Here is a 21354-nt window from a genome sequence, read left to right on the forward strand (position 1 = left end):
TTTACCCTGACGTTTTGCCGGGCCATTCGGGGGACTGCTTTTTCTTCATGTCAAGCACGACCCATTTGGCGCAATAAAAGCTCATACTTCCTTCCCCGTCATCGACATAGTAGCGGATTGATTCCCAGCCGCCGTCGACCGGGCTGATATCCAGATGGATGTCGGTGATGCTTTCAAGATCATCCAGCCGGGCAGCCCTCACACCTTCAAACCGCAGCACGGCATCATACTGTCCATCAGTCAGCTTCAGCTCAAACACCGGGATTTTATCATAAAACTCGTTATACCCGGTATAGAACGTAAACTCCGTCAATTCAAAACAACCCGGCGAATCCGGCCCCAGCAGAACTGCTTTCTCATGTTTGTGCCATTCCATTTTGTGCCTCCTTCTTTTCAGCTGCTTCATATTGACGGCAATAAAAGCGGAACGTTTGGTTCTCCCACTCCTCCACGAGAAAATGCTGTCCCTCATCTCCGTCAGCAGCAGGATCAATTGTTACAATGCCTGAACCAGCAGCATGACTCTCCATTTCTTTTATTTGAACGGAAGAAACGTCTTTGCATATGAGCCTCAAACAAATGAGCTGATGTTCATACTCGAAGGAAAACACCAACTCAATTACAGAAATCTCTCGTTCCCGGAAAAGGCGGAATTCTAAAAGCTCTTGAATCAGCCACTTATTCTTTTTCATTTTCTATAAATTCTCCTATAGAAGCGGCATACAACTCAACATCGGCAGTCTCATGATCCCACAGATAAACAGTCTCCTCCATTACGCTGTCCGTCTTTTTCAAGCACAGCTTATCCCCGGTTCCGTTGTCGGCAATTACGATCAAATCGTCAGGCATGTTCTCTTCTCTGCATACACTGTTTTGCCTGATCACATCATCCCAGGTTTTCTGTAAGCGGCTTTGTTCACGGATAGGGAAAAAAATCCACTCTCCGATCTCCGCAGGGTTCTTTTTATGAAGCAGCCGTTTATACGCTTTCGGAAAAGACGCTCTCAAGCTTTTTTCCGCAGCCCTGAACTCTTCTTCTGTCATCCTGTTATTCCTCCCCCGTAAAAACATGAGATTCATTCGCAAGCGGCATTCACTTTTGAAATAAGACAGGAGCGTTTCTTTCTATCGCCCTTATTAGCGGTGAGCCAAAAACCGTAATGGTTTGCTGCCGCGGATCCCCTAGCAGCCCCCACTGGAAGTCCTGATGAATAAAGAAACAATAGTCTCCGTTTGGAATAACGGAGACCAGCCATTCACCGAGTTCATCTTTATCAATTGGCGCATGAGGATTAAATAGATAACATTCATGCTGCCAGTCCAGCGCATATATAAACTCTTGCTTTAAGGTACAAGATTGAAGTGCCTTTAGTAACTGCACCTCTGCATCTTCCAGAAAGCCGATACGCCCTTTTTCATCATTGAATCCTTGAGATACATCAAAGATCTGAAACGGTTTTGGAGGTTTTATAGAAGCAAATATACTGCCCGATTTCCATTTCACTGCGCGATTTACCCTGCGCCACAAGCGCTCTGTCTCCTCTTCACTCAAACAGTGCCAATTCATGTATTACTCCTCCCGCAGTTTCAACGTTTCACCTCTGCCCTTCCTTTTTTAAAAGCCGCCTGTCAGCTCAGCAAGTAAAGCCTGTTGCTCTCATCAATCCCCGCAGCCTTATCTTGATAAGCAGCCACTTGCGTAAAACGGAGAGGTTTTCTTGAGATTTTATCAGTGAGCTGATATTCCCCAGCCTGTTTTGTCATGTTATGAAATTTTAGCGCTTTGTCAATTTGGCACGAAGCTTGATTCCGAATCAAAAAATAATATGATGAATCTTTCTTGAATTGTGCACTAAAGTCAAAGTCTGCCCTATGAAAGCTTAACGTTTCGCCTTGCAAATCGACCTTCCGAATATAATCTTCACCAAGCGTACGATAATGAAGATACATGGCATCTTTTTGTGCATACGCCCCATAAAAATGATCAATAAGGTGCGGAGCCGTACGGAAAGTATCACTGCAAGATTTCCAAGTTCCGTCTTCAAAGGGAAAGCGGGCCACGCCTTTTGAACTGATATCGTCGTCCAGGCAAGAAAATATTCCCGCTTCATCGTAGCCCAGCCACAAATTATTCGCAGAATCGACTGTCATTGACTGGATATAACGGCCCCCGTAGAGCGAATGATAAAACCCTTTGAGCGGGTGCCATATATAAATATTCGGATCTTCCTGAACCACCCCATCTTCATAGTCCTTATGAATAAGAAACAAAAATAAATCCCCCGATTTTTGAACTCCGATTATATTCATTGAGGTTTGAATTTGATAGCGATGACGTAAATGTCCATCACCGTTCCGGAATATGAAAATGTGGTTGATATATTCTTCTTTCCGCACTTTTTCCTGAGCCAGTACGATGAGTTCCGCTGCATTCATGGACAGAATGATTGGGCCGCTTATGTTTATTTTTGTATTGATTCTTGTAAAGACTAATTCCGACATGAACGCACCCTTTCTTCATGTATTTCCGGTTACCTATATCCCTGCATCCAATCTTTTAATTCTTCTATCGTATGCAGATACGAATCAGGCGAATCTTTCAGATCAAACCCGCTCAAATATACGAGCATCTCCCAAACGGTTTCGTCCTCAACCGCCGGATCATCTGCAGCCACGTACTCGCACGCCCAATCCGACACTTCTTCTCTCGCCGCTTGACCGTTCAGGATCAGACCAGCCTTCTTCAGACATTCTGCTCTTGTAGGTTCTGTCACGTCAGAATCCTGCCTTTCATTTCTTGTTTAAAATGCTGACTAACAGCCTCCGGGCCCGTTCGTGCCGCCCGATTTCCCGGCTGAGCTCCGGATAATCCGTTAAAGCATTTTTCAGCTGCGCATATTGAGGATACAGCTCAAAAAAGGATTTATATAAGGCTTTACGCTGCCTCGCAGGCATTTGTTTATTCGCCAAAACAAAATCTAAGCCGCCGCAGATAAGCGCGAAGTATTCATAAAAATCCCCAGAGCAGGCGACCCCCTCAAAGTCTTCTTCGAATCTCCCTGTATCTGAAGGCAGCGGCCCCTCTAATTCTTTTTTGTGTAATTTCAGGTTTCGGATGACGTCATCATTTAAAGAATATCTGTTGGATTTCATCATCTCATTTTGACGCTTTCCAATTACTGATATCCCGCTTATAAATCCCCGAATTCGAGACCGCGTAAATGGCATTGCCAGTCAGCTTCAGCTGATGCCCGGAAAGCTCATCACCATCCGCATCACAGCACGTTATCTCTTGCACCGGCAGACTGACATCAGCCGGAATGAGGGACAGTGAATGATCATCTTTGCATATCCAAAACCCGTCACCTGAAATCGCAAGCTGATCGTAAACCCCTGAACATGCTTTATCAGAAATAATCCACACTCGTTTCACGTCGGTTTCATCAAACGCAGCAATGACTGTATATGAATAATACAGCATGTAGATCAGTCCATTTTTTTCTGCAAGTGCATGGCAGTCATCTGCCGCGGGCGCATACATTTCTGAAAGCTGCTGATCAATGTGAGTTTTCTTTAGCTGCCCGTCTAAAGTGAAGCACAGCACACTGTGCCCTTCAGGATTTTCATCACTATAAATACCTTCATCACTTAAACCGATCCACAGGTTTTGTTTTTCATCCAAAAGACTGCATGAAACCCCTGAAGGCAGAGAAAATGCACTTTGTTCAGTTCCTTCTGCTGAAAATACTTTCACTTTATACTCATGCGATTCAAAGAAAATCAACAGATACCAGTCAGCCGAACTCTGTTGGAACAGCATAATATCCTCATACGGGATTTGTTCATCGATATGAAGCACTCGGGTAGCGCCGGATTCGTCGATGATCGTAAACGAAAGCCCGTCATTCTGATGCTGACCAAGATACTGACGTCCGCAGTTGTCAAAGTGACAAAAACATCCTTTTACTGATTCATCGTGTATCTTGTTCATTTTTATTTTCATGTCATTGCCCCTTGTATTTATAATGCGTGGTGAGCTTTTTTTGAAATTCATCCGGAACAGTCTGATCCGGGAATACAACTGATATCCAGTCTAAAACATGATCATCTAACAGCCTCCATGATTCTAACGTTTTTCCCGCAATCTCCTGATCAATGCCTAAAATACAAATTTCAAATTCTCTCTCTCCGTAAATCGCCCACTTTAAAGTCGGTGAAGCCCATACGACGCGGGATGCAATATTCATTATGCTGTCATTTTTACTGTACTTTGGATAATCAGTTAAGATTGAAAGATATTCATCTTTGGTTATATATAAAGGAATCTTTAACCAGTTAAAATAACCGAATTCCTCGTAAAACCGATTCATATCATCCAGTTGTGCCAGAACAGCCATTAAGATAAAATCATCGTGATGATGATGCGCCAAACTTTTGAGCATCTCCCAGCCTTCTTCAGACAAGACCCAGTGGAATTCTTCGAATAGATAATAATGTTTTCGTTGTTTAAATACTTGTTCGGGCAACGTTTTGTTTTCATGAAATAAGGAATATATTTGGGATTGAAAAACCGCCGATTCCTTTGTGTTTTTTATAAAAAAGGGATGCATTTTGAACCTCTTTTCAGCGGTTTATACACAAGCTCACAGCCGTATTCTGTGTGAAATAAACAGATAGCAAATGAGAAGGACGGCTCAACTAAAATAAAGCTGTTAGAAAGCAGCCGGCCTTCAAAATCTATAAAATCCATGAGACAGTGCAGATGACATGCACAATCCTTCAGCGCACATTTGATAGCGCCGACTTCATCACTATACGGATGAAACAGATAAACAATATCATTCATCCGTTCAACCCCCGTGTCCGCAATGTTTTCTAAAATAAGCGATATAGCTGTCTCCCTGTCGCTTATATCAACTTCACGCACTGCACTTGGGAAAGAATTCGATAATATAGTCTCAAATATCTGCCTGCTTTGTTCTGCCTCAGCTAATTGATAAACAAACCCTGATTCTTCACAAGATCTTAACGAGGCACGCACCTGTTTCATTAAAAAATGCCTTTTGTTTTCCTCAAGCTTGTCAATTAACTTTTCTCTCATCACTGAGCACTTCCTTACAGGATACTTTCATTTTGCACAGAAGTATCAATACTTTACCAGATATAAATCGTTATCACTAAAGATAAAAATGCGGTCCTGGACGGCTCTGTACGTTGTTTCTCCTTTTCTATCAATACCGTGTATCATGACGTCAGTCTCTGATAAGCCTTTGTGCTCTTCATGAAATGTAAATAGGGTATCCTCGTGACTCTGAATCAGCAGCACCCTTTTTTTCGAAACGGATAGCTGATCACAATAGGAGTATTGATCGCCGTCCAGCACATATTCTGCAACAGTACGAATTCTATCCCGTCCAATCTGATAATGCCCGATGACACAGCAATCCTCTCCCTCGAAACATACATACAAATCAGATTTGATCGATTGTACGGCATAGCATTCATGCATCATTTCTTTAAAATCGTCTTCAAAATAAAACGTTCTGTCTTCTGCATGAAAAGCAAATATCGCTTTTCCTTGAGGATTTCTCTCATCATACATACCCTCGTCCGTTAATCCGATCCATAATAATCCATCCTCACCCAGATGAAATACATTGGCGCTTAATAGAAAAGAACAAATCGGATTGATTTTATTACTGTTTACGCAGTATACGGCTAATTGACACGTATGATTTTCCAGGTAAACGATAACGATTGTGTTATCATACGAATCAACCAGATAGAAATGGGCATCTTCAGAAAATCCGTGTAACTCTTTTTTGATTAAAAGAGAGCTGCCTTTCATAACCTCCAATATTACTTTGTGATCGTGCACGGACACAATAAACACTTGATCATCCCGACCCGCATTGAAATAAATGATATTTTCCCTTTCATATGACCCAACACGCTCCGCGGTAAGTTCTAACATCAGCAACACTCCGTTGATTAGGAACCTGAAATTTATATTAAATTAATCAATGATATATAAATCTGCTGCATCGTATTCAAACCAAATGATTTTTTCATTATTTTCAGTAGTTACATCAACCTTTTGAGTGTTCAGGTTCATATAGGACTTATTTTTGGCAGGATTTGCTATTATAACAACAAAGTCATTGATCGATGCTAAAAAATATAATTCATCTAATAAGTGATCTGCCATCAATTCTTCTTTGGTTAGGGCACATTCAATATGAATGAACTTTTTCGATACAGTATTCATATGTATCATTTTCTTTTCAACCTTCTTCTTCCATTCTTCAATAAAAGAAGGAAATGCCATTACTTCTATTAGAACGGTCTCGAATTCTAAGTCATTCATTAATTGAGAAAAAGTATCTTTACTCACTAGATCACATGAATATATCGAGTTGTATTTCAGCGGATTAATCACATCCAGATTCCCTATAGCCTTCAATGATTCTTTTTGTATATTTAAAGGGCTGCTCATGTTTACCTCCGCGAACGGTTTCCCGCGTAAAAGCGGTTTTGTTTGTAAGAAAAGAGAGGCAGGGAACCTCTCTTATTTGTTTATTTATGATTTCGAATGATACGCATAAAATGATTGATCATCAAAGCGAACTGTTTCAGCTTCTACAGCAATCAGCATTCTGTTCATGTCAATGAGAAAATTAGCATTTGATTGATACTCAGGAATTACAGCATTTGATAGATTTCCGATTCCTTCCGGGTGGTAACTCATCTCAAATACTTGCCAATTGTATTCTTCAGGATCTATTTTTTCTAATCTCATATCACCAATATCTGCACTAAAATAAACAGATGCTACATTTTGAAAAAGAATGTTATGCGTATATTCGGCTTTATTTTCAACGACCTGAATCTTAAGTGAAAGTTCTTTTTTAAACACTTGAAAATCAAAATGAAGGACAGCGCACCCCCCATCTATGTAATCTACCCATTCATTTATTGTTTTGTACATCGTTTATCTCCCCTTACGTAATCTTTTATTGATATTTCTATATGAATGCCATCTTAATTTAATATGAGTCTCAGCTTGTTTATTTGAATAGTGTCCCTTTGCGTTCATGGCCCCTTTTTTATGATGACTCATTCGATAATAAGGTCTTTTCCTTTGTCCTGAATTCCTTCCCATTAATCTTACTGTATGTTTTTTAGTAGTAACTACCCAACCTTTTTTATTTCTAGCTCTTTTAATTACACCTTTGTTTGCTTTTGCAACTTTTCTAGCGTTCCAATACGTTTTAGATAATTTTCCAGCCTTATATAGAGTACGTCCTACTCGTAGATAGTTTCCTCCGATTGCTCCGCCAGCAGCACCTAAGGCTACAGATCCAACTAACCTCCAACCTCTTGCCCCCTTTGCTTTTGCTGCTTTATAAGATGAAATTCCGCCAATTAAAGCTCCTGCTACCATCCACACCCAATGCCCATCCGGATCGACGTTCATCACTGGGTTGTTGTTTCCATAAGTATACCCATTCTGATCCAGTGAATCGCCGTCGCTGCCCGGGTCTGGGTCGAGTGATAGGAATACGCCGTTTCTTGGTTCGTAGTAGCGGGCCATGAGATAGTATAGACCGGTTTCTTCGTCGTATTGGTAGCCTGCGTAGCGGTAGCGGTTGTCATTTACTTCGTCGCTCGCTTCGGTTTTTATCGGATTTCCCCATGCATCGTATTGATATTCGGCAACGGTTTTTCCGATGCTGTCTGTGATGGCGATGACGTCGCCGTGTGCGTTGTAGTGATAGAAATATTTCTTGCCGTTCTTTGTATAGGATAACAGCTGGCCGCTGTCACCGTACGTGTATGATTTTGTGACGTTGTTGTCGGCGTCTGTTTCATACAGGACATTCAAGCTGTCTCCGTCGTAGAAGTAGTTCGTGACGTTTCCGTTGACGGTTTTTTGGATTCTGTTTCCTTTTTCATCGTATTTGTATGTTGCGAACGGCTTGTCTTCGCCTTTTTTTGTTACGGCGGTCAGGTTGTCTTCCGCGTCCCACGTATATGTGAATTTGCCGTCGGATGTGCGGTTGCCGTTTTTATCATAGGACAGGTCTTCGTCATTCACCTTCGTCAGCTGATTCATGATGTTGAAGGATGCGTTGACTGATTTGCTTGCGCCGTCCTTTGTGGTGGTGACGTTTGTCCGGTTGCCGAAGCCGTCGTACGTATATTGAATGACGGTGCCGTCTTCATGAGTTTCTTTGACGAGCTGGTTGAGCTTGCCGTATTCGTACTGCACCTTTCCGCCCGCTGAGCTGTCGATGACCGTGCGGTTGCCGTTGGCGTCATATTCATAGCTTTCCCGGAAGATGCTGCCGCCGTTTTTCGCTCCGATATGAAGAGAGCTGACGAGATTCCGCTCATCATATGAAAAACTCGTGCCGACTTCATTGCCGCTGATGAATGTCTGGACATTGCCGTTTTCATCGTAATCAAATGTATAGGCTGAAGTGCCGTCTTTCATTTCAATCATTTGATCAAGTTTGTTGTACGTAAAGCTGTTTGTTCCTTTTTGGCCGCCGTGGCTCCATGAGAAAGTTTTCAGCTTATCCGAATCAGCCGGATACGTCCAGCTTTGGCTGCCGCCGCGGTCGGTTAATTCGGTCAGGCGGTTGTTGTTGTCAAAGGTGCGTTTTTTCGTTGTATTTTGTTCTTTGTTTGTGACCGACGTTTCATTGCCGTTTTTGTCATAGGTAAAGTTGTATTTTTCAGTGCCGTTATACGCTTTTGACTTAACCCGGTCGGTGCCGTCATAGGTCAGCGACACTTCATTGCCGTTGGCGGAAACGGTTTTCGTCAAGTTGCTGTTGGCGTCATATTCACTCTTCAGTACATTGCCGAGCGGGTCGGTTGTTTTGACGAGCTTGCCCATGACGTCATATTCATATTGATAGGTCTGGTCCGCGCCGGCCCGAATCGTTTTTGTCAGCTCATTTCCTTCCTTGTCATAGCTGTGAAGGATGGATGTGCCGTTTGACAAGGTCAGCTTTGTCAGCTGGTCGGCCTGATCGTATTCGTAGGCGGTTGTTTCGCCTTTCGCGTCGGTTTCAGACATTTTCTTTCCAGTCTCGTCATATGAAGCAGTGCTTGCATACCCTAGTTCGTCTTCTTCTTTTGTGACGTAGTTTCCTTTTTCGTCATAGGTGTTTTTCGTCAGGATGCTTCCTTCGATTAAACGGATATCATCAAACCACGCCGTTCCTGTGGCGCTTTTTTGGAACAGAATGCTGAGTTCGATTTTATTGATCGGCTTTGTTTTCGGAATGACTGCCGCCGCCCGGTTCCATTCCTGTGTCCCCTGCGGGAATTTGGCGGTGTAGACGCCCGTTGTGCCGTCCGCATAAGTGACGTTAGCCTGAAGCGCGTAATCATTGTCGTTCGTAAATTTTACGCCGTCAGCCTTGGACATCCCCGTCAGCGTGATATATACCGGCTTATCGTCCGCGCTTTGGCCTAATGTAACGGTTTGTTTTGCGGCCGCATTGGCTTGTGATGCATTTGTGCGGAACGCTTTTAATGAGCTGTCATCATCGAAGCCTTCATCAAGGTCAGCGGCGGCTCCGCTTGTGCTCCATCCGTCTGTTTTGGCCGTGAAACTGCTGTTTTGCACCGGGTTATAGCTTGAAGAGACTTCGCCTTTTTCCAGCTGAACCTGATCAAACCACGCTTTTCCTTTACCGTCCTTGTCGTTATGATCCACTTCCATATAGACGATGGCTTTTCCTGCATTGGCCGGTGTTGTAAAGGTGATCTGCCGTTTCGTCCAGTCATTCTTTCCGGCTAATGCGCCTGATTCATTGTGAATCCATTGAATGCGTTTTTGGTCTTTGTCACGCAGATCAATGTTGAAATACGCTCTTGCCTTTGTCAGATCCGTTTTGATCTGGCCGCTGAGTGTATACGTCGTATTCGGCTCAAGCTGCACTTCCTGCGTTGCGGACGCATGGCCGTGCTCCGTTCCGGCTGAAGCGGATTGTGAGGAGATCTCCAGTGCTTTTTGTCCGGACAGCGCGCCGCTTCTTGCTTTTACAGATGCGATGCTTCCGCTGTCTCTCGTAGCGGTGAGATTCCAGCCAAGCTTTGTTCCTTCAAAGCTGCCGTCTTTCAGCAGACTTGCCGAAGCTGCCAGCTCTTTGCTTGATTGAATGAGATTTCCGTACTTGTCATACACGGCGGCGGATGAGGATTTTCCGCTTTGATCCGTCTCAGAAACGGCATCAAGTCCGTCGTACGCAATATCAGTGATGTTCCCCTCGGTGTCCTTCATTTTCGTTACGTCATTGTTTTTGTTGTACTGATACGTTTCGGTGCCGTAGTTGTCTTTTACGGCTGTGACGTTGCCGTCTTTATCATATTGATAGCTTTCTGTCGCTTTGCCCGCATCCGCGTCGTTCGGATCGGTGTCCTGAATGACGTTGTTGCCTTCGTATACGGTGCTGGTCGTGATTTTCAGCCCTTCGGCATCATCGATCATCTGAATCGGGTTGCCCGCTTCGTTATAGCCGTACTGCACTTTGCGGCCGTTCGGCTGCGTCATGAGCAGCGTTTTTTTGTCCGCGTCATAGCTGTAGTCGTACGTTTCTTTTTTCGCATTGACGGCTTTGGCCAGACGGTGGCCGCTGTATTGGTATTCAGTGAACAGCGGTTTATCATCCGTGCTGTTTGCGGAATACTGCTTGACGAGGCGCCCTTCGGCATCATAGTCGTAGCTTGTGACGCTGCCGTCAGTATCCGTCACCTTTTTGAGAAGGTCTTTGTCATATGAATATGAAATCTTTTTGTTTTTCGGCCCTGTAAGAGATGTGACATGGCCGTTTTCATCATAGGTAAATGTCAGCTTGCGCCCTGATGCGTCTGTTATGGCGGTCAGCTGATTGCTGTCGTTATATTCGTATACGGTTGTGTTGTTGTGTCCGTCAACGATTTTTTGGAGCTTGCCGCCTTTTTTGCTGAAATAAGCGTTCGTCTGATCTTTTGTTTTTAATACAAATTGGTCGCTTGTTTCCGTCAGTTCGAGATAAACGCCCGTCGGCGGCTGATACGTGCCGTCAGATTTTTTCGTGAAGACATGTGTTGTCGCGTCCTCATCAATATAAACGGCTCTGCCGTCTTCAGAAAGGATCGACGTTTCCGCATCGGCATACCAGCCTTGGCCGAACATATGGTCAGAGCTGTCAAGGCTGTTGAAGGTCCGGGAGAGCCCGAGCCCCGGCCCGCGTCCGTCGATTGACATATCTTCCTCATTGACGATGACATTTCCCGTCGCGCCGTTCAGCTGTCCGTCCGGAATGTCGATAATAGACCAGAATTCTTCCGTTCCGAGGAATTCCGCCCCTTCATGGAAAACAGGGTTAAAAGGTGCCGTCGGTATGCTGTCACCGTTTGCGTCATAGGCGGTCAGCGTGAAGGAATAGTTCTTCTTCCCTTTGTAATTGCCGTTTGCGTTTTCGTAAACAGGTGAAGGGTCAAGCGCCAGTTCGCCGCCCTTTCCGTCCGTGTGAAGCTGGAATCTTCCCGCTTTCACTTCATCGGCTGAAGGCCAGATGTGTTTGTTTTGGGTCGTCCAATGATCGGTATCCCCGACATCGAATGATTGATAGTCTTTTCCGTTGTAGATGTTGATTTTGTAGCCTTTGGCGTTTTTGACTTTATCCCATATGAGATTGACATAACCCGTTTGGCTCGATTTCGTGTTCGTATAGACATAGCCTGTCAGGTTTTTCGGCTTTGCGATATCAGGCAGCGCCGGACTCGCTTCCGGTGAGGCGATCGCTTCTCCGTCTTTGTTATAAGCAATGACTTTAAATCCGTAGGTTTTCCGGTTCGCATCTCCGCCGGCGTTTTTATAAACGGGGCCTGGGTTGATCGGCAATTCCGCACCTTTTTTGTCTTTCAGGTGAAGCGCATATTTTCCGGCGCTGATTTCCGCCTTTGTCGGCCAGATGTTTTGATCTTTTGTGGACCAGGATGTTTTATTTCCGAGGTCAAGCGTTTCAAAGCCTTTGCCGTTAAAGACTTGCATTTTATACCCGGCTGCGCCTGATACGGCTTTCCAGGAAAGATCAAACCAGCCTGTGGCGTTGTTGTTATTAAAGCCTTTCGTGCTCGGTTTCTGAACTCTTCCAATATTCGGAATGACGGGCTTGGCGGCCGCAGACATGGCGCCTTCTCCCTGGTCAAACACCGCGCTGACCGCGACCCAGTAATTTTTACTTGCCGGATAGCTGCCGCCGGCGTTTTTATAGACCGGCGAAGGATTAAGCGCTAATTCACTTCCGCCTTTTCCGTCTGTATGCAGCTTATATTTGCCGGAGTCGATTTCCGCTTTTGTCGGCCAGATGTTTTTTCCTTTTGTGCTCCAAGAGGTTGCATTGCCGACCGGAATGGCCTGATATTCTTTCCCGTTATAAAGCCAGACTTTATAGCTTTTGGCGCCTTCAGCTTTTTTCCAGCTGATATTGAAAAATCCTGTCGAATCTCCGTTATGATACGCTTTGACAGACGGCGTGTCCGCCTTCGGAATCGTGTATGTCACTTCAATGTATGGTTTTTTAGCAGAGTTTGCTGAGGACATCAGCTTCTTCCAATACTCTTTTCCGTTTCCGTTTGTGTGAAGCTTAAAGCCGTAATTGGCGCCGCCGCTGTTCCACGACTTGACTGCGGAGGTGACATCGAAGCTTGCCCATTGGCCTTTATAGACCTCGGCTTTGCCGATGTTTTTGGAGCCCGGCTTGTTCTTCCACGTAATCTTGGCATTGTCGTAATTGCTGTTAACGGTGTCGAGCCAAAGCCCCGTCGCTTTTGATCCGTAATAGGAGTGGGCTGTGTACGCTTTGAGCGTCGCTTTCGTCACCGTCATGTTTTTGATCGGCTTTAGATTATCAAACTTCATAAAAGCGTAGTTCGTTCCGGTTGTGCCGTCATAATATCCAGTTTTCAGCACGTACGCTTTCAATCCGGCGTCCCATTTCTGCGAAGCGGCAGAGTAGTTTGTCGTCGGGTACGCGCTCATGACAAAGGTATCGGATGACACAGATACTGATGTTGAAGGGTCAATAGATACCGGATAAACCCGCTTGGGATCTTTCAGCCATTTTTCATCGGCCGTTACATGGAGCAAGTAGCCTTCGCTGTTTTTTTCAAGCTTGAAGCTGACATCTTCTGACCTGCTGACTTCACCTGACTTTTCGTCGAGATCTGAGTCGGTCATAAAGGGCTTCGGCACGGTGTAGACGACATTGTCTTTATCATCAGAAAACGCGATAGAGCCGTCTTCCTGTTCTTTAGCCTGAAGGTCGGTTTTGATTTGAAAGGTGAAGGAATTGTAGCCTTCATATTTGTGAAGCACAAGGTCTTCTTTTATGTTTTCGTTAAATGTGTAGGTTTGTAAATCAATTGCAGGAAACACTTGCTGATACGTAAGCTCGTTGCTGTCTTCCCTTACTTTTGCTGAGGCATCTGTCGGAGTAATTGCAGCCTGATCGGGGCCTTTTGCGCCGGTTAATGAGTATGTGAGCTTATGATCATCATGTTCAAATGTGGCGTATAATCCGTTTTTCATTTGCTTCAGAAAATCGGAATTCAGCACTGTATTTTCCGTCCCGACTTCCTTTGATCCGGTTTTCAATTCAGGAGAAACGTCTTCCCAGTCCGCATTGGCGGTTTCTTTCGTATGAATGGGGTCTGTGTAGATTTCCTGTTTGTACACACCCTCGCCTTCATAGTAAAGCTTTGAATTCTCAGTTCTTTCAGACGTGATCTCACCGTCTTGATTGATATCTTTTTGATCAAAAGGCATCTGCTCAGATGCTTTTTCCGCCGGAAGATCTTTTTCCGGGTCTGCGGCCGGAATGGCTGCGGTTTTCGCTTGATCTTGTTTTTCACGCGTTTCTGCCGCAAACACATCGGCAGGCGCAATGGAAATCATCAGCGTTGCCGCAAGAGTGCCGGCCAGCCATTTTTTCCACTTGTTCTTTTTTCCTATTTTCATAGGTTCTCCTCCTTCTTTTGTAATATAGGCTTAACAATAGTAATATTATTGAAATTGTTTATCAATATTTTCCTAGGTATTTAAGGTTATTTTAAGGATTATAGGGATTTTGAACCTTTTATTCATATAAAAAAACCGCCGGCAGCCGGCGGTTTTTCGTATTATGGATAGCGGAGATTTGTATTTTGCGCTCCCGCGTAGGATTGGGCGAAGTTTTTGGCGTCCTGGGCTGAAAGGGTGCCGTAGCTGTAATTTGATCTCGGATTCCAGCCGGTGCGCGGTGATTTCAGGGCTTTGAGCGACGGGAATGAACCGGTGTCGGTGAATTGGGCCGTCCCGTAGTCGTCTATCATTCCGCCTTTTTCATTTCCGTTACCGAAATAGTTGGCTTCTGAGAAGACAGTCGCGTTTGTATGAATGGTGAATCCTAAATTGAAATTGGTCACATAGTTGTTTTTCGCGTGAAAATAGCCGTATCTCATCAGGCCCGGTGAACGCACATAGACGTTATTAAAATAGTTGTTGGTGATCGTCATATGCGGATAGCCGATATAATTGCGTCCTTCGTTATCATCATTCGGATAACCGAGAATCAGGCCGTACAGATGATCTGTGAATTTAGAGTTAGACAGCGTCACAAAATCCGCTTTGGCGCCGACATACAGAAGCTTTCCCAAATCACTGTGGCTGTTCGGATTGTAGCTGTGTCCTTCAAACCAGACGTGGTCAATCCAGTAATTCTGTCCGTTCGCTATGTACATCGGAATGTCGTTGTTGCCCGTAATGGCGGCACTATGGCTGATAATGAGATTTTTGAAAATCACATTGTTTGAGCCGGAGCCGGTGGTCAGATAGACGTTGGTCAGCCTGTGGCTGGTATAAGAGCCGACGATGGTTTTATTGGCGCCGACTGTCACAACGGCTTTACCCGGGGAAGAAATATCACTTGTGATGACGATGGTTTTGCGGTCCGTTCCGCCCGCATTGTTTTTCAAATCATTGAGATTGCTGACGTAGACGACGGGGCCGCCCTGGCCGCCCGATACGGCGGATTTTGCTTTTCCGTTATGATCCTTCGCATTGCCCGCGAATCCGGTAAGTCCCTGCATCACATCCGGATAAGCCGCTGCCGCTTCTGCCTGCTTTGATGCGGAACATACGATGGCCAGACAAAGCGCAAATCCGAATGCAGCCAAGAAAGCGAGATGACGCGTCTTTTTTATCATGCCCTTCACTCCTTTAATTTCTTAAATTGTAAACACAAGAAGTATTATACAATTACTATCCTCTTTTTCCATGATCTGTTTGTCTGCTTTTTCGTTATGGCTGAAAAGCCCCAAAATAAAAAAAGCAGCCGGTACGGCCGCCTATATACGGGTGCTGTCTGCCTGAGTTTCCGCCGGCACGGCTTTTTGCTTTCGAATCAGGGACAGCGCCATTCCAGCAAAAATCAACACAATCCCCAAAGATTGATAAAGGTCGGGGCGAAATCCCGTAAATACGGTGTCAAGCACAATCGCCACCGCCGGATCAAGAAATACGATGATTGAAATAAACCGGGTGGATAAAAACCGCAAGCTGTCAAAAAAGAGCAAATACACAATTCCCGTATGGATGATACCGGTCGACACAATCATGATCCAGTTCACATGCGACAAATCAGAAAAAGCGCCGAAACGGACGAACGGGAGAAGAATGATAACGCCCAACCCGGTCTGCAAACAGGTGACCGCATATGGACTGAGACTGTTGATGCCTTTCCCGGCCAGTGTCGTAAAAGCATAAAAAAGGGCGGCCAGCACGGCCCAAATAATACCCGATCCCATCAGCTGAGAAAATGATGTATTTCCGTTGATGCCGGAAATCAGAGCGGTGCCCAGAAAACAAATTACGATGGAACTGACGGACACAATATGCAGTTTCTCCCGGTATATAAGGCTCCCCAGAAGAAGGACGAGAACCGGAGCCAAATGATAAACGGAAATCGCTATCGTCACTGATGTCTCCTCAAACGATTTAAATAAAAACACCCAGTTCAGCACGAGAAAAAATCCGCAGGCCAGTGTCTGCAGCACCTCCCGCCGGTTCCATTGTTCGGTGCGGTACCGTCCGGAACCAAACCAGCAAACGCCCAGAAACAATGAGGCGCACAGACATCTCACAAAGACCAGTTCAATTGAAGGCACATTCGTATGTTCCGAGAAAAAGCCGATTGATCCGAAAATGACCATGGAAATGACCATTTTGATGACGGCATTTGATGTTTGTTCAGCTTGCATTGATTTGCTTCCTCCATATCATTGACTGTTTATTCAGACAAATACTAACAGCCATTTTACTTGATTCAGAGGAAGATTTCACCCTATTTTTCGAAAGCCGGCGGTCTTTTCTCATGAAAAAAACCCCGCATCAGCAGGGTCTTCTGTTTAATGAACGATCAGTACAGGACAAGGAGACAATTGTGAGACCTTATGGCTCACGCTTCCGAGCATCATTTCTTTAAATCCGCTGATTCCGCGGCTTCCGACGACAATCAGATTGAAATGCTGTTCTTTCGCTATGTTTAAAATTTGATGCGCAGGTTCGCCTTGGACGTACAGGCTTTCCGCATTTACTCCGCTTTCTGCCGCTTTCTGCTTGGCATCTTCCAGAATGGCTGCTCCTTTTTGCTCGACTTCATGTTTGATGTCTTCAATGAAGTTTTCCGGAACATAGACAATCCCGGTTAAAGCTGATGTGGAGACAACGGCTTCACGTCCCGCATAGAGAATGGTGAGTTCAGCCTGCTGTTCTTTCGCCAGATGGATGGCTGCGTCCAGGGCTTTATTGCTCATGTCTGAACCGTCTACTGCTGCAAGAATTTTTTTAAACATATGAATCCCGCCTTTCTGCTTTTATTGTCCTCCTCTCTTTGCTGAATGTCAATTTTGCCGGCTTTCTCCGGAACATTGCGCTTACAGACTTTCTCCGTTTGTGGCGATGACGTCTTTATACCAATAAAAACTTTTCTTTTTCTTTCTTTCAAACGTGCCTTTTCCGTCATTGCCGCGGTCGACATAGATATAGCCGTAGCGTTTTTTCATTCTAAAAGGGTTCGGGTGGCGCTGAGTGAGTCAACTCCTTAATCCTCCCTACGGTCCGGTTACCGTTGACTCACGCCCTATTCGCTTGCTTCCCTAAAATCCTTTAATAACGCAATTCAAAAAAAATAATTAACACAACAATCGCAGTAACAACCACTGCTTCTACAGTGTAGGTCACTTTTTTCCTTCGCATTTGCTCTTTATATTTTCTTTGGATTTCCCTCTTCTTATCAACATTCATTTTTTCGGCTCCTTCCCAACCCCTCGAAAACTTCACATCCCTTATTTTGAACTACCGGAATAAGACAGCTCTAGCGCTTTTCGTATGTATTCTTCTTCTGTGATTTCTCCATGAAACCGCCTTTCTAAGAGCTTTTCCTCTTCTTCCGTCAGCACTAAGCCCTCAAAGCCAAGGGTTGCTCTTACATATTTCATCCCTGTTTCAAAATCAATCTCTTGCATTGCTACCCCCCTCCTCTTTATCAAAAGGCCCTGCGGGTCATTTTCGCCAGCACGCCCCAATTTATTTGGTGCGTATAACTGGGCACTCCGTGACCGCTCCTAAATTCCAAATCAAACTCAAACACAAAAGAACCCAGTCAGTCCCCTGTCATAACTGGATTTTTCCTCTCGTTTAGGTATGCAGCGTTTTTTAAAATGCACCCTTTTCAAAACAACTCAAATCATAATAAAGGGTGCAATACTTAAAGGTGTCTGACCTCGCCATAGCGAACCTATTTTACGAGGTGATTCGTGATGGATATGGGAGTCAAATTATCGTCCAAGGACGTCGCAAAACACCTCGGTATAGAGCCGGTGACTGTCCGCAAGTATGCCAGTATGCTTGAAGAACAAGGCTACTCGTTCAATAAAGATTCGAAAGGATGGCGACTCTATACCGAAGATGACGTAAAGACTTTAGAGTATCTATGTACAATGACTAAGATCAATGGACACTCACTCGACGAAACGGTAAAGCATATAGCAAGCCTGTATCGTTCAAAACTGACCATATCGGATACCGCTACATCGCTACAGGACAATCCTTTGGTGGAATTCATAAAGCGAAAGGAAGAATTCAAGGATGGAACAATTCGAAAAAAGACAGCATGAAAGACACGAGACACTCACTGCGGCATTACGGAAGTCGCTAGAGACACAAAGAATGATCGCAGCCACTAAACAAAAAAAGTAGTGGCAATTTTGGAAATAGAACACACGGAAAATGGCGCACTTATACACACAACCCTGTGTACATGCTAAATCTCTCGATTTCCGTCAGGCGTGTTACAAAAAAGGAGACTTTCACCGAGTCCACTTTTTTATTTTTTCACTCATGCATAACAATTTTTTCTCTTTTGCACCGCAATAAAAAAACAGGCCTGAAGGCCTGCTTAATCTATTTTAGCTTTTTTCCATGTACTCCTAACAATTCCCATGATCACTATGTATACAATCGCAATACCAACAGTTACACCCTCAATTTTTATAAAAAAGCTATTCAAAATTATTAATAAAAACGCTAGTACTGACGCAAACCAGTGTATAGATTCATATTTTTTGTCACTCATTGCTGATCCCCTCACTCTCTCTGTTAAACACTTTATATACCAAAATCCATCATGACACAATTTCTGCTATGGAATCAAGCGGTAAAATGGTTTATAATTTACAAGGTATTTTTAAGTAAAAAAGGGGGATAATATGAAATTTGTTCTAAAGTACAGAAGTAAAATTATTTTGGCAGTTGTTTCAGTGTTTTTATTTTCAATCCTTGGAACGACAGCCGCTAAAGCTACTGAATCACCGAATAATCAATCATTAGTTCGAGACACTAATCTCGAAAAAGAATTTTCAAGTTTGCTTTCTAGTCAAAAAGCATTATACGCAATTGAAAACATACCTGACTCAGTGATCAACCAAGGTTCTGATGCAATTTTAAATTGGTTCAGAAATAACATCGATGATCAATCGCTAATCAATGATATGAACGCCGCTGCAACTGAGCTTCATCAATCGGACAAACCATTCAAGACTCAAGGTGTCCTAGGTTGTATAAGTGCTGTTGGTACCGCACTTGCCAGCCTAGCTTTCGCTCCTGCAAAATTGTTAAAGATCAAAAAGGCAATAAAAGCCTTGGGTGGAGTAAAGACATTCGTCACTAAAACATATCAGTACTACAATTATTACAAGAAAAAATACCGCAGTAAAAAAACCGCTTGGAACAAAGCAGTCTCCAAAGCAGCTTCAAAAGCCAGCCCTGAAATAAAAGAGGCGATAATGGACTTCTTTGGCATTACGGCCATCGTTTCTGCTTGTATTGAATAACGGTTCCACAAAGTAAGAGAGCAAGCCACATGGCCTGCTCCCTTTCACTTGATTATGTAATTTTTGATGCCGGGATGCCAATAAGCCATGACCTCAAAAGCGCTGTTTGCCACCTCATCGTCTTCCTCATCAATCTTAACCAGATCGCCGTCTTCCGCCTCTTCAAGGTTCAGATCTTTATGTATCTCCTATCTCCTTCAAAATGCCGCCGTACCCGATCAGCTTTCGCGCAGAAAGCGCATCATCCAAGTAAAACACAGTATTTAAGTTATCATCCGTCACCTTGCTGCCACGCACCACATCCGTCTCCTTAACAGGATATTTAGAAATTTCGAGAACTGCTTTTTGCTCCATCATGGCTTCCCGCACATCGCTCTCAATTTGCTCAGCATCAATTTTAGCTCTTCCCTTGACTCTTCGAATGTCAACAATCGGCGTATAGTCCAGTTTCATCGCCCTTTTCCAAAGACTTGTCCATTCTGCCTGCTTGATATAATTTTTGCCGAAATAACTTCTCTTCACAGGCAATAACACATGAAAATGCGGATGATATGTATCTTCTTCATGATTTTTAGTAATCTCTAAAGCTCTAAAATAGCCAAGTACCGCATGTCAGAAATCTTAGGCTTCAGCTCTTCTCCTGCTACATTTCTGACAGTCAGCGTGAGAAAAATCCACCCGCAACCGTACTGCCGGTTAGCTTCTTCTACAATTAATTTATTATGATAAGCAATTTTTAACGACCGGCGCCACGCACACATAGGGCATAACCTCACTTTGCAAAAATGGGCTTGATACAGCTTCAGTTTGTCCCCTGCTTTACCATATGGAAATCCATCTTGATCTCCTGTCCCATATCGCACCTCATCTCTTCTCTTTTTGTTTTCGGATCTTATTCTCAATTGATCGTATTCTGTGCTGAAGTGTATGCACGTCACCCTCTAATATAGAAATCTTTTCATTAATGCGTTCAATTATCCCGTTCACCTGGTCCTTTTTGATATCAGCCCAGGCATGTGCCATATCTTCGCGAACCTCTTCAAAGGCCTTTGCATGGCTCCCTTTCCACGTATGCGGGGATAAATGAGGCTGACTGATCAAATGGTTGATATCTGAAAACTCATATTTTAAATTTGTTATTTCATGTCTGACTTGTTTCAGGGCATGAATGTGCTCTTGTTTTATAGCAAAGTCGGCTCTTGCCGAATGTAATGTGTTCATCTCTGCTAATATAAGTAAACACCTCGCTTATAAATTTTGGGCATTATAGACTATTTTCATGTTACACTATGGGTTTATTTGGATGAATAGGTAAAAGGAATTGTTTATCACCGGAAAATTTATAATCAGTTATCTACATATTCGTTTTTATAAAAGTTTCTATCTCATCTATTGTTCTTTCAAAATTCTCTTTAAAAGCATGTTCCCACACCCTTAATATATGCCAGCCATTTTTTATATAGTAGGAAGTAACCTTTTGATCTCTTTCCTTATTCCGCTTCAGCTTTTTCTCCCAATACGCTTTGTTGCTTTTTGGCTGATTTCCGTGAGAGATGCATCCGTGCCAAAAGCAAGAATCAACAAAGATAACAATTTTGTATTTTTTAATAGCTATATCTGGCTTACCAAAAAGAGATGAAACATTTCTTCTGAATCGCAGCCCCCTCTTCCATAAGGCTGCGGATACTTTATCTTCTAATTTTGATTTTGCTTTAATTGCCTGCATATTCTTTCTTCTTTGTTCTTTTGTATGAGTGTCAGCCATACGATTCCCCTCCCGATTTGTAAAAGTTTTCCCTCAATGAAAACATTTAAATCTTCTATTAAAACAAAAGTTTTCTCCTTTTAAATTCGCGAAACAAACGTTCTCTTTTTAGCGTTAAGATGTGTTATAGTTTATAATGTGTATGAGATCAACAA

23 protein-coding genes and 3 pseudogenes are annotated in these 21354 nt (G+C 43.7%); 2 read left to right on the top strand and 24 right to left on the bottom strand.

All coding sequences use genetic code 11. The features are described 5' to 3' along the window. Position 1: 1 nt before the first annotated feature. The 20 genes and pseudogenes from JNUCC21_RS20380 to JNUCC21_RS20475 form a co-directional block, all read right to left on the bottom strand. Positions 2 to 376 carry a hypothetical protein gene (locus JNUCC21_RS20380; RefSeq protein ID WP_132106600.1) on the bottom strand — a complete coding sequence of 125 codons (375 nt, stop codon included), beginning with the start codon at positions 374 to 376 and terminating at the stop codon, positions 2 to 4. Beyond that, positions 357 to 692 (bottom strand): hypothetical protein, encoded by a 336-nt coding sequence (locus JNUCC21_RS20385; RefSeq protein WP_150941512.1) that lies wholly within the window; start codon positions 690 to 692, stop codon positions 357 to 359. The genes JNUCC21_RS20380 and JNUCC21_RS20385 overlap by 20 nt, the downstream gene beginning before the upstream one ends. After that, positions 679 to 1044: an SMI1/KNR4 family protein gene (locus tag JNUCC21_RS20390; RefSeq protein ID WP_150941513.1), complete on the bottom strand. Its 366-nt coding sequence runs from the start codon at positions 1042 to 1044 to the stop codon at positions 679 to 681. Before JNUCC21_RS20390 ends, JNUCC21_RS20385 begins: the two co-directional genes overlap by 14 nt. Before the next feature lie 49 nt (positions 1045 to 1093). Next, on the bottom strand, positions 1094 to 1567 hold the full coding sequence (locus JNUCC21_RS20395) for a DUF2716 domain-containing protein (RefSeq protein ID WP_150941514.1): 474 nt from the start codon (positions 1565 to 1567) through the stop codon (positions 1094 to 1096). 62 nt (positions 1568 to 1629) lie between these two features. Then, on the bottom strand, positions 1630 to 2502 hold the full coding sequence (locus JNUCC21_RS20400; protein WP_369878441.1) for a hypothetical protein: 873 nt from the start codon (positions 2500 to 2502) through the stop codon (positions 1630 to 1632). A gap of 29 nt (positions 2503 to 2531) precedes the next feature. Then, entirely contained in the window at positions 2532 to 2774 is a 243-nt protein-coding gene (locus JNUCC21_RS20405; RefSeq protein ID WP_150941516.1) for a DNA-binding protein, read from the bottom strand. 16 nt (positions 2775 to 2790) lie between these two features. Beyond that, positions 2791 to 3156, bottom strand: coding sequence for a YxiJ family protein (locus JNUCC21_RS20410; protein ID WP_369878442.1), 366 nt, complete (start codon positions 3154 to 3156; stop codon positions 2791 to 2793). A gap of 1 nt (position 3157) precedes the next feature. After that, the gene (locus tag JNUCC21_RS20415) at positions 3158 to 4003 is read right to left on the bottom strand and encodes a DNA-binding protein (protein ID WP_369878443.1); all 846 of its coding nucleotides are present in this window, start codon (positions 4001 to 4003) and stop codon (positions 3158 to 3160) included. A gap of 1 nt (position 4004) precedes the next feature. Continuing rightward, positions 4005 to 4610: a hypothetical protein gene (locus JNUCC21_RS20420; protein ID WP_044802380.1), complete on the bottom strand. Its 606-nt coding sequence runs from the start codon at positions 4608 to 4610 to the stop codon at positions 4005 to 4007. Then, on the bottom strand, positions 4592 to 5101 hold the full coding sequence (locus tag JNUCC21_RS20425; RefSeq protein WP_072589728.1) for a reverse transcriptase: 510 nt from the start codon (positions 5099 to 5101) through the stop codon (positions 4592 to 4594). The genes JNUCC21_RS20420 and JNUCC21_RS20425 overlap by 19 nt, the downstream gene beginning before the upstream one ends. 45 nt (positions 5102 to 5146) lie before the next feature. Next, positions 5147 to 5974: a hypothetical protein gene (locus JNUCC21_RS20430; protein ID WP_265972622.1), complete on the bottom strand. Its 828-nt coding sequence runs from the start codon at positions 5972 to 5974 to the stop codon at positions 5147 to 5149. Positions 5975 to 6016: 42 nt separating this feature from the next. Then, a complete protein-coding gene (locus tag JNUCC21_RS20435; RefSeq protein ID WP_369878444.1) occupies positions 6017 to 6496 on the bottom strand; it encodes a hypothetical protein in 480 nt (159 codons plus the stop codon). Between the two features lie 84 nt (positions 6497 to 6580). After that, complete coding sequence (locus JNUCC21_RS20440; RefSeq protein WP_101670258.1) at positions 6581 to 6988, bottom strand: hypothetical protein; 408 nt, start codon at positions 6986 to 6988, stop codon at positions 6581 to 6583. A gap of 3 nt (positions 6989 to 6991) precedes the next feature. Then, positions 6992 to 14023 carry a DNRLRE domain-containing protein gene (locus tag JNUCC21_RS20445; protein WP_369878445.1) on the bottom strand — a complete coding sequence of 2344 codons (7032 nt, stop codon included), beginning with the start codon at positions 14021 to 14023 and terminating at the stop codon, positions 6992 to 6994. A 161-nt stretch (positions 14024 to 14184) separates the two neighbouring features. Continuing rightward, positions 14185 to 15249, bottom strand: coding sequence for a polysaccharide lyase family 1 protein (locus JNUCC21_RS20450; protein ID WP_369878446.1), 1065 nt, complete (start codon positions 15247 to 15249; stop codon positions 14185 to 14187). Positions 15250 to 15390: 141 nt separating this feature from the next. Further along, entirely contained in the window at positions 15391 to 16302 is a 912-nt protein-coding gene (locus JNUCC21_RS20455) for a DMT family transporter (RefSeq protein WP_047936319.1), read from the bottom strand. 147 nt (positions 16303 to 16449) lie between these two features. Continuing rightward, positions 16450 to 16896 (bottom strand): universal stress protein, encoded by a 447-nt coding sequence (locus JNUCC21_RS20460; RefSeq protein WP_007407802.1) that lies wholly within the window; start codon positions 16894 to 16896, stop codon positions 16450 to 16452. A gap of 81 nt (positions 16897 to 16977) precedes the next feature. Then, a pseudogene (locus tag JNUCC21_RS20465) lies at positions 16978 to 17106 on the bottom strand (family 1 glycosylhydrolase); the annotation flags it as partial. 103 nt (positions 17107 to 17209) lie between these two features. Then, entirely contained in the window at positions 17210 to 17347 is a 138-nt protein-coding gene (locus JNUCC21_RS20470) for a hypothetical protein (RefSeq protein WP_369878447.1), read from the bottom strand. A gap of 41 nt (positions 17348 to 17388) precedes the next feature. Beyond that, entirely contained in the window at positions 17389 to 17568 is a 180-nt protein-coding gene (locus tag JNUCC21_RS20475) for a hypothetical protein (RefSeq protein ID WP_042635622.1), read from the bottom strand. Between the two features lie 294 nt (positions 17569 to 17862). On the opposite strand from JNUCC21_RS20475, the pseudogene JNUCC21_RS20480 reads away from it, so the two are divergent. Then, positions 17863 to 18301, top strand: a pseudogene (locus tag JNUCC21_RS20480) (MerR family transcriptional regulator). Between the two features lie 199 nt (positions 18302 to 18500). Here JNUCC21_RS20480 and JNUCC21_RS20485 read toward each other — a convergent pair. Beyond that, positions 18501 to 18677: a hypothetical protein gene (locus JNUCC21_RS20485; RefSeq protein ID WP_157680798.1), complete on the bottom strand. Its 177-nt coding sequence runs from the start codon at positions 18675 to 18677 to the stop codon at positions 18501 to 18503. A gap of 133 nt (positions 18678 to 18810) precedes the next feature. Between JNUCC21_RS20485 and JNUCC21_RS20490 the strand changes: the two genes are divergently transcribed. Then, entirely contained in the window at positions 18811 to 19434 is a 624-nt protein-coding gene (locus JNUCC21_RS20490; protein WP_369878448.1) for a hypothetical protein, read from the top strand. Positions 19435 to 19478: 44 nt separating this feature from the next. On the opposite strand, the pseudogene JNUCC21_RS20495 reads toward JNUCC21_RS20490, so the two are convergent. The 3 genes and pseudogenes from JNUCC21_RS20495 to JNUCC21_RS20505 form a co-directional block, all read right to left on the bottom strand. Further along, positions 19479 to 20243, bottom strand: a pseudogene (locus JNUCC21_RS20495) (protein rep); the annotation flags it as partial. Positions 20244 to 20298: 55 nt separating this feature from the next. After that, complete coding sequence (locus tag JNUCC21_RS20500) at positions 20299 to 20655, bottom strand: DUF5082 family protein (protein WP_369878449.1); 357 nt, start codon at positions 20653 to 20655, stop codon at positions 20299 to 20301. Between the two features lie 133 nt (positions 20656 to 20788). Then, entirely contained in the window at positions 20789 to 21199 is a 411-nt protein-coding gene (locus tag JNUCC21_RS20505) for a very short patch repair endonuclease (RefSeq protein ID WP_042635625.1), read from the bottom strand. Positions 21200 to 21354: the final 155 nt, after the last annotated feature.

The sequence above is a fragment of the Bacillus sp. JNUCC-21 genome (genome assembly GCF_041222765.1).
Lineage (GTDB): Bacteria > Bacillota > Bacilli > Bacillales > Bacillaceae > Bacillus > Bacillus velezensis.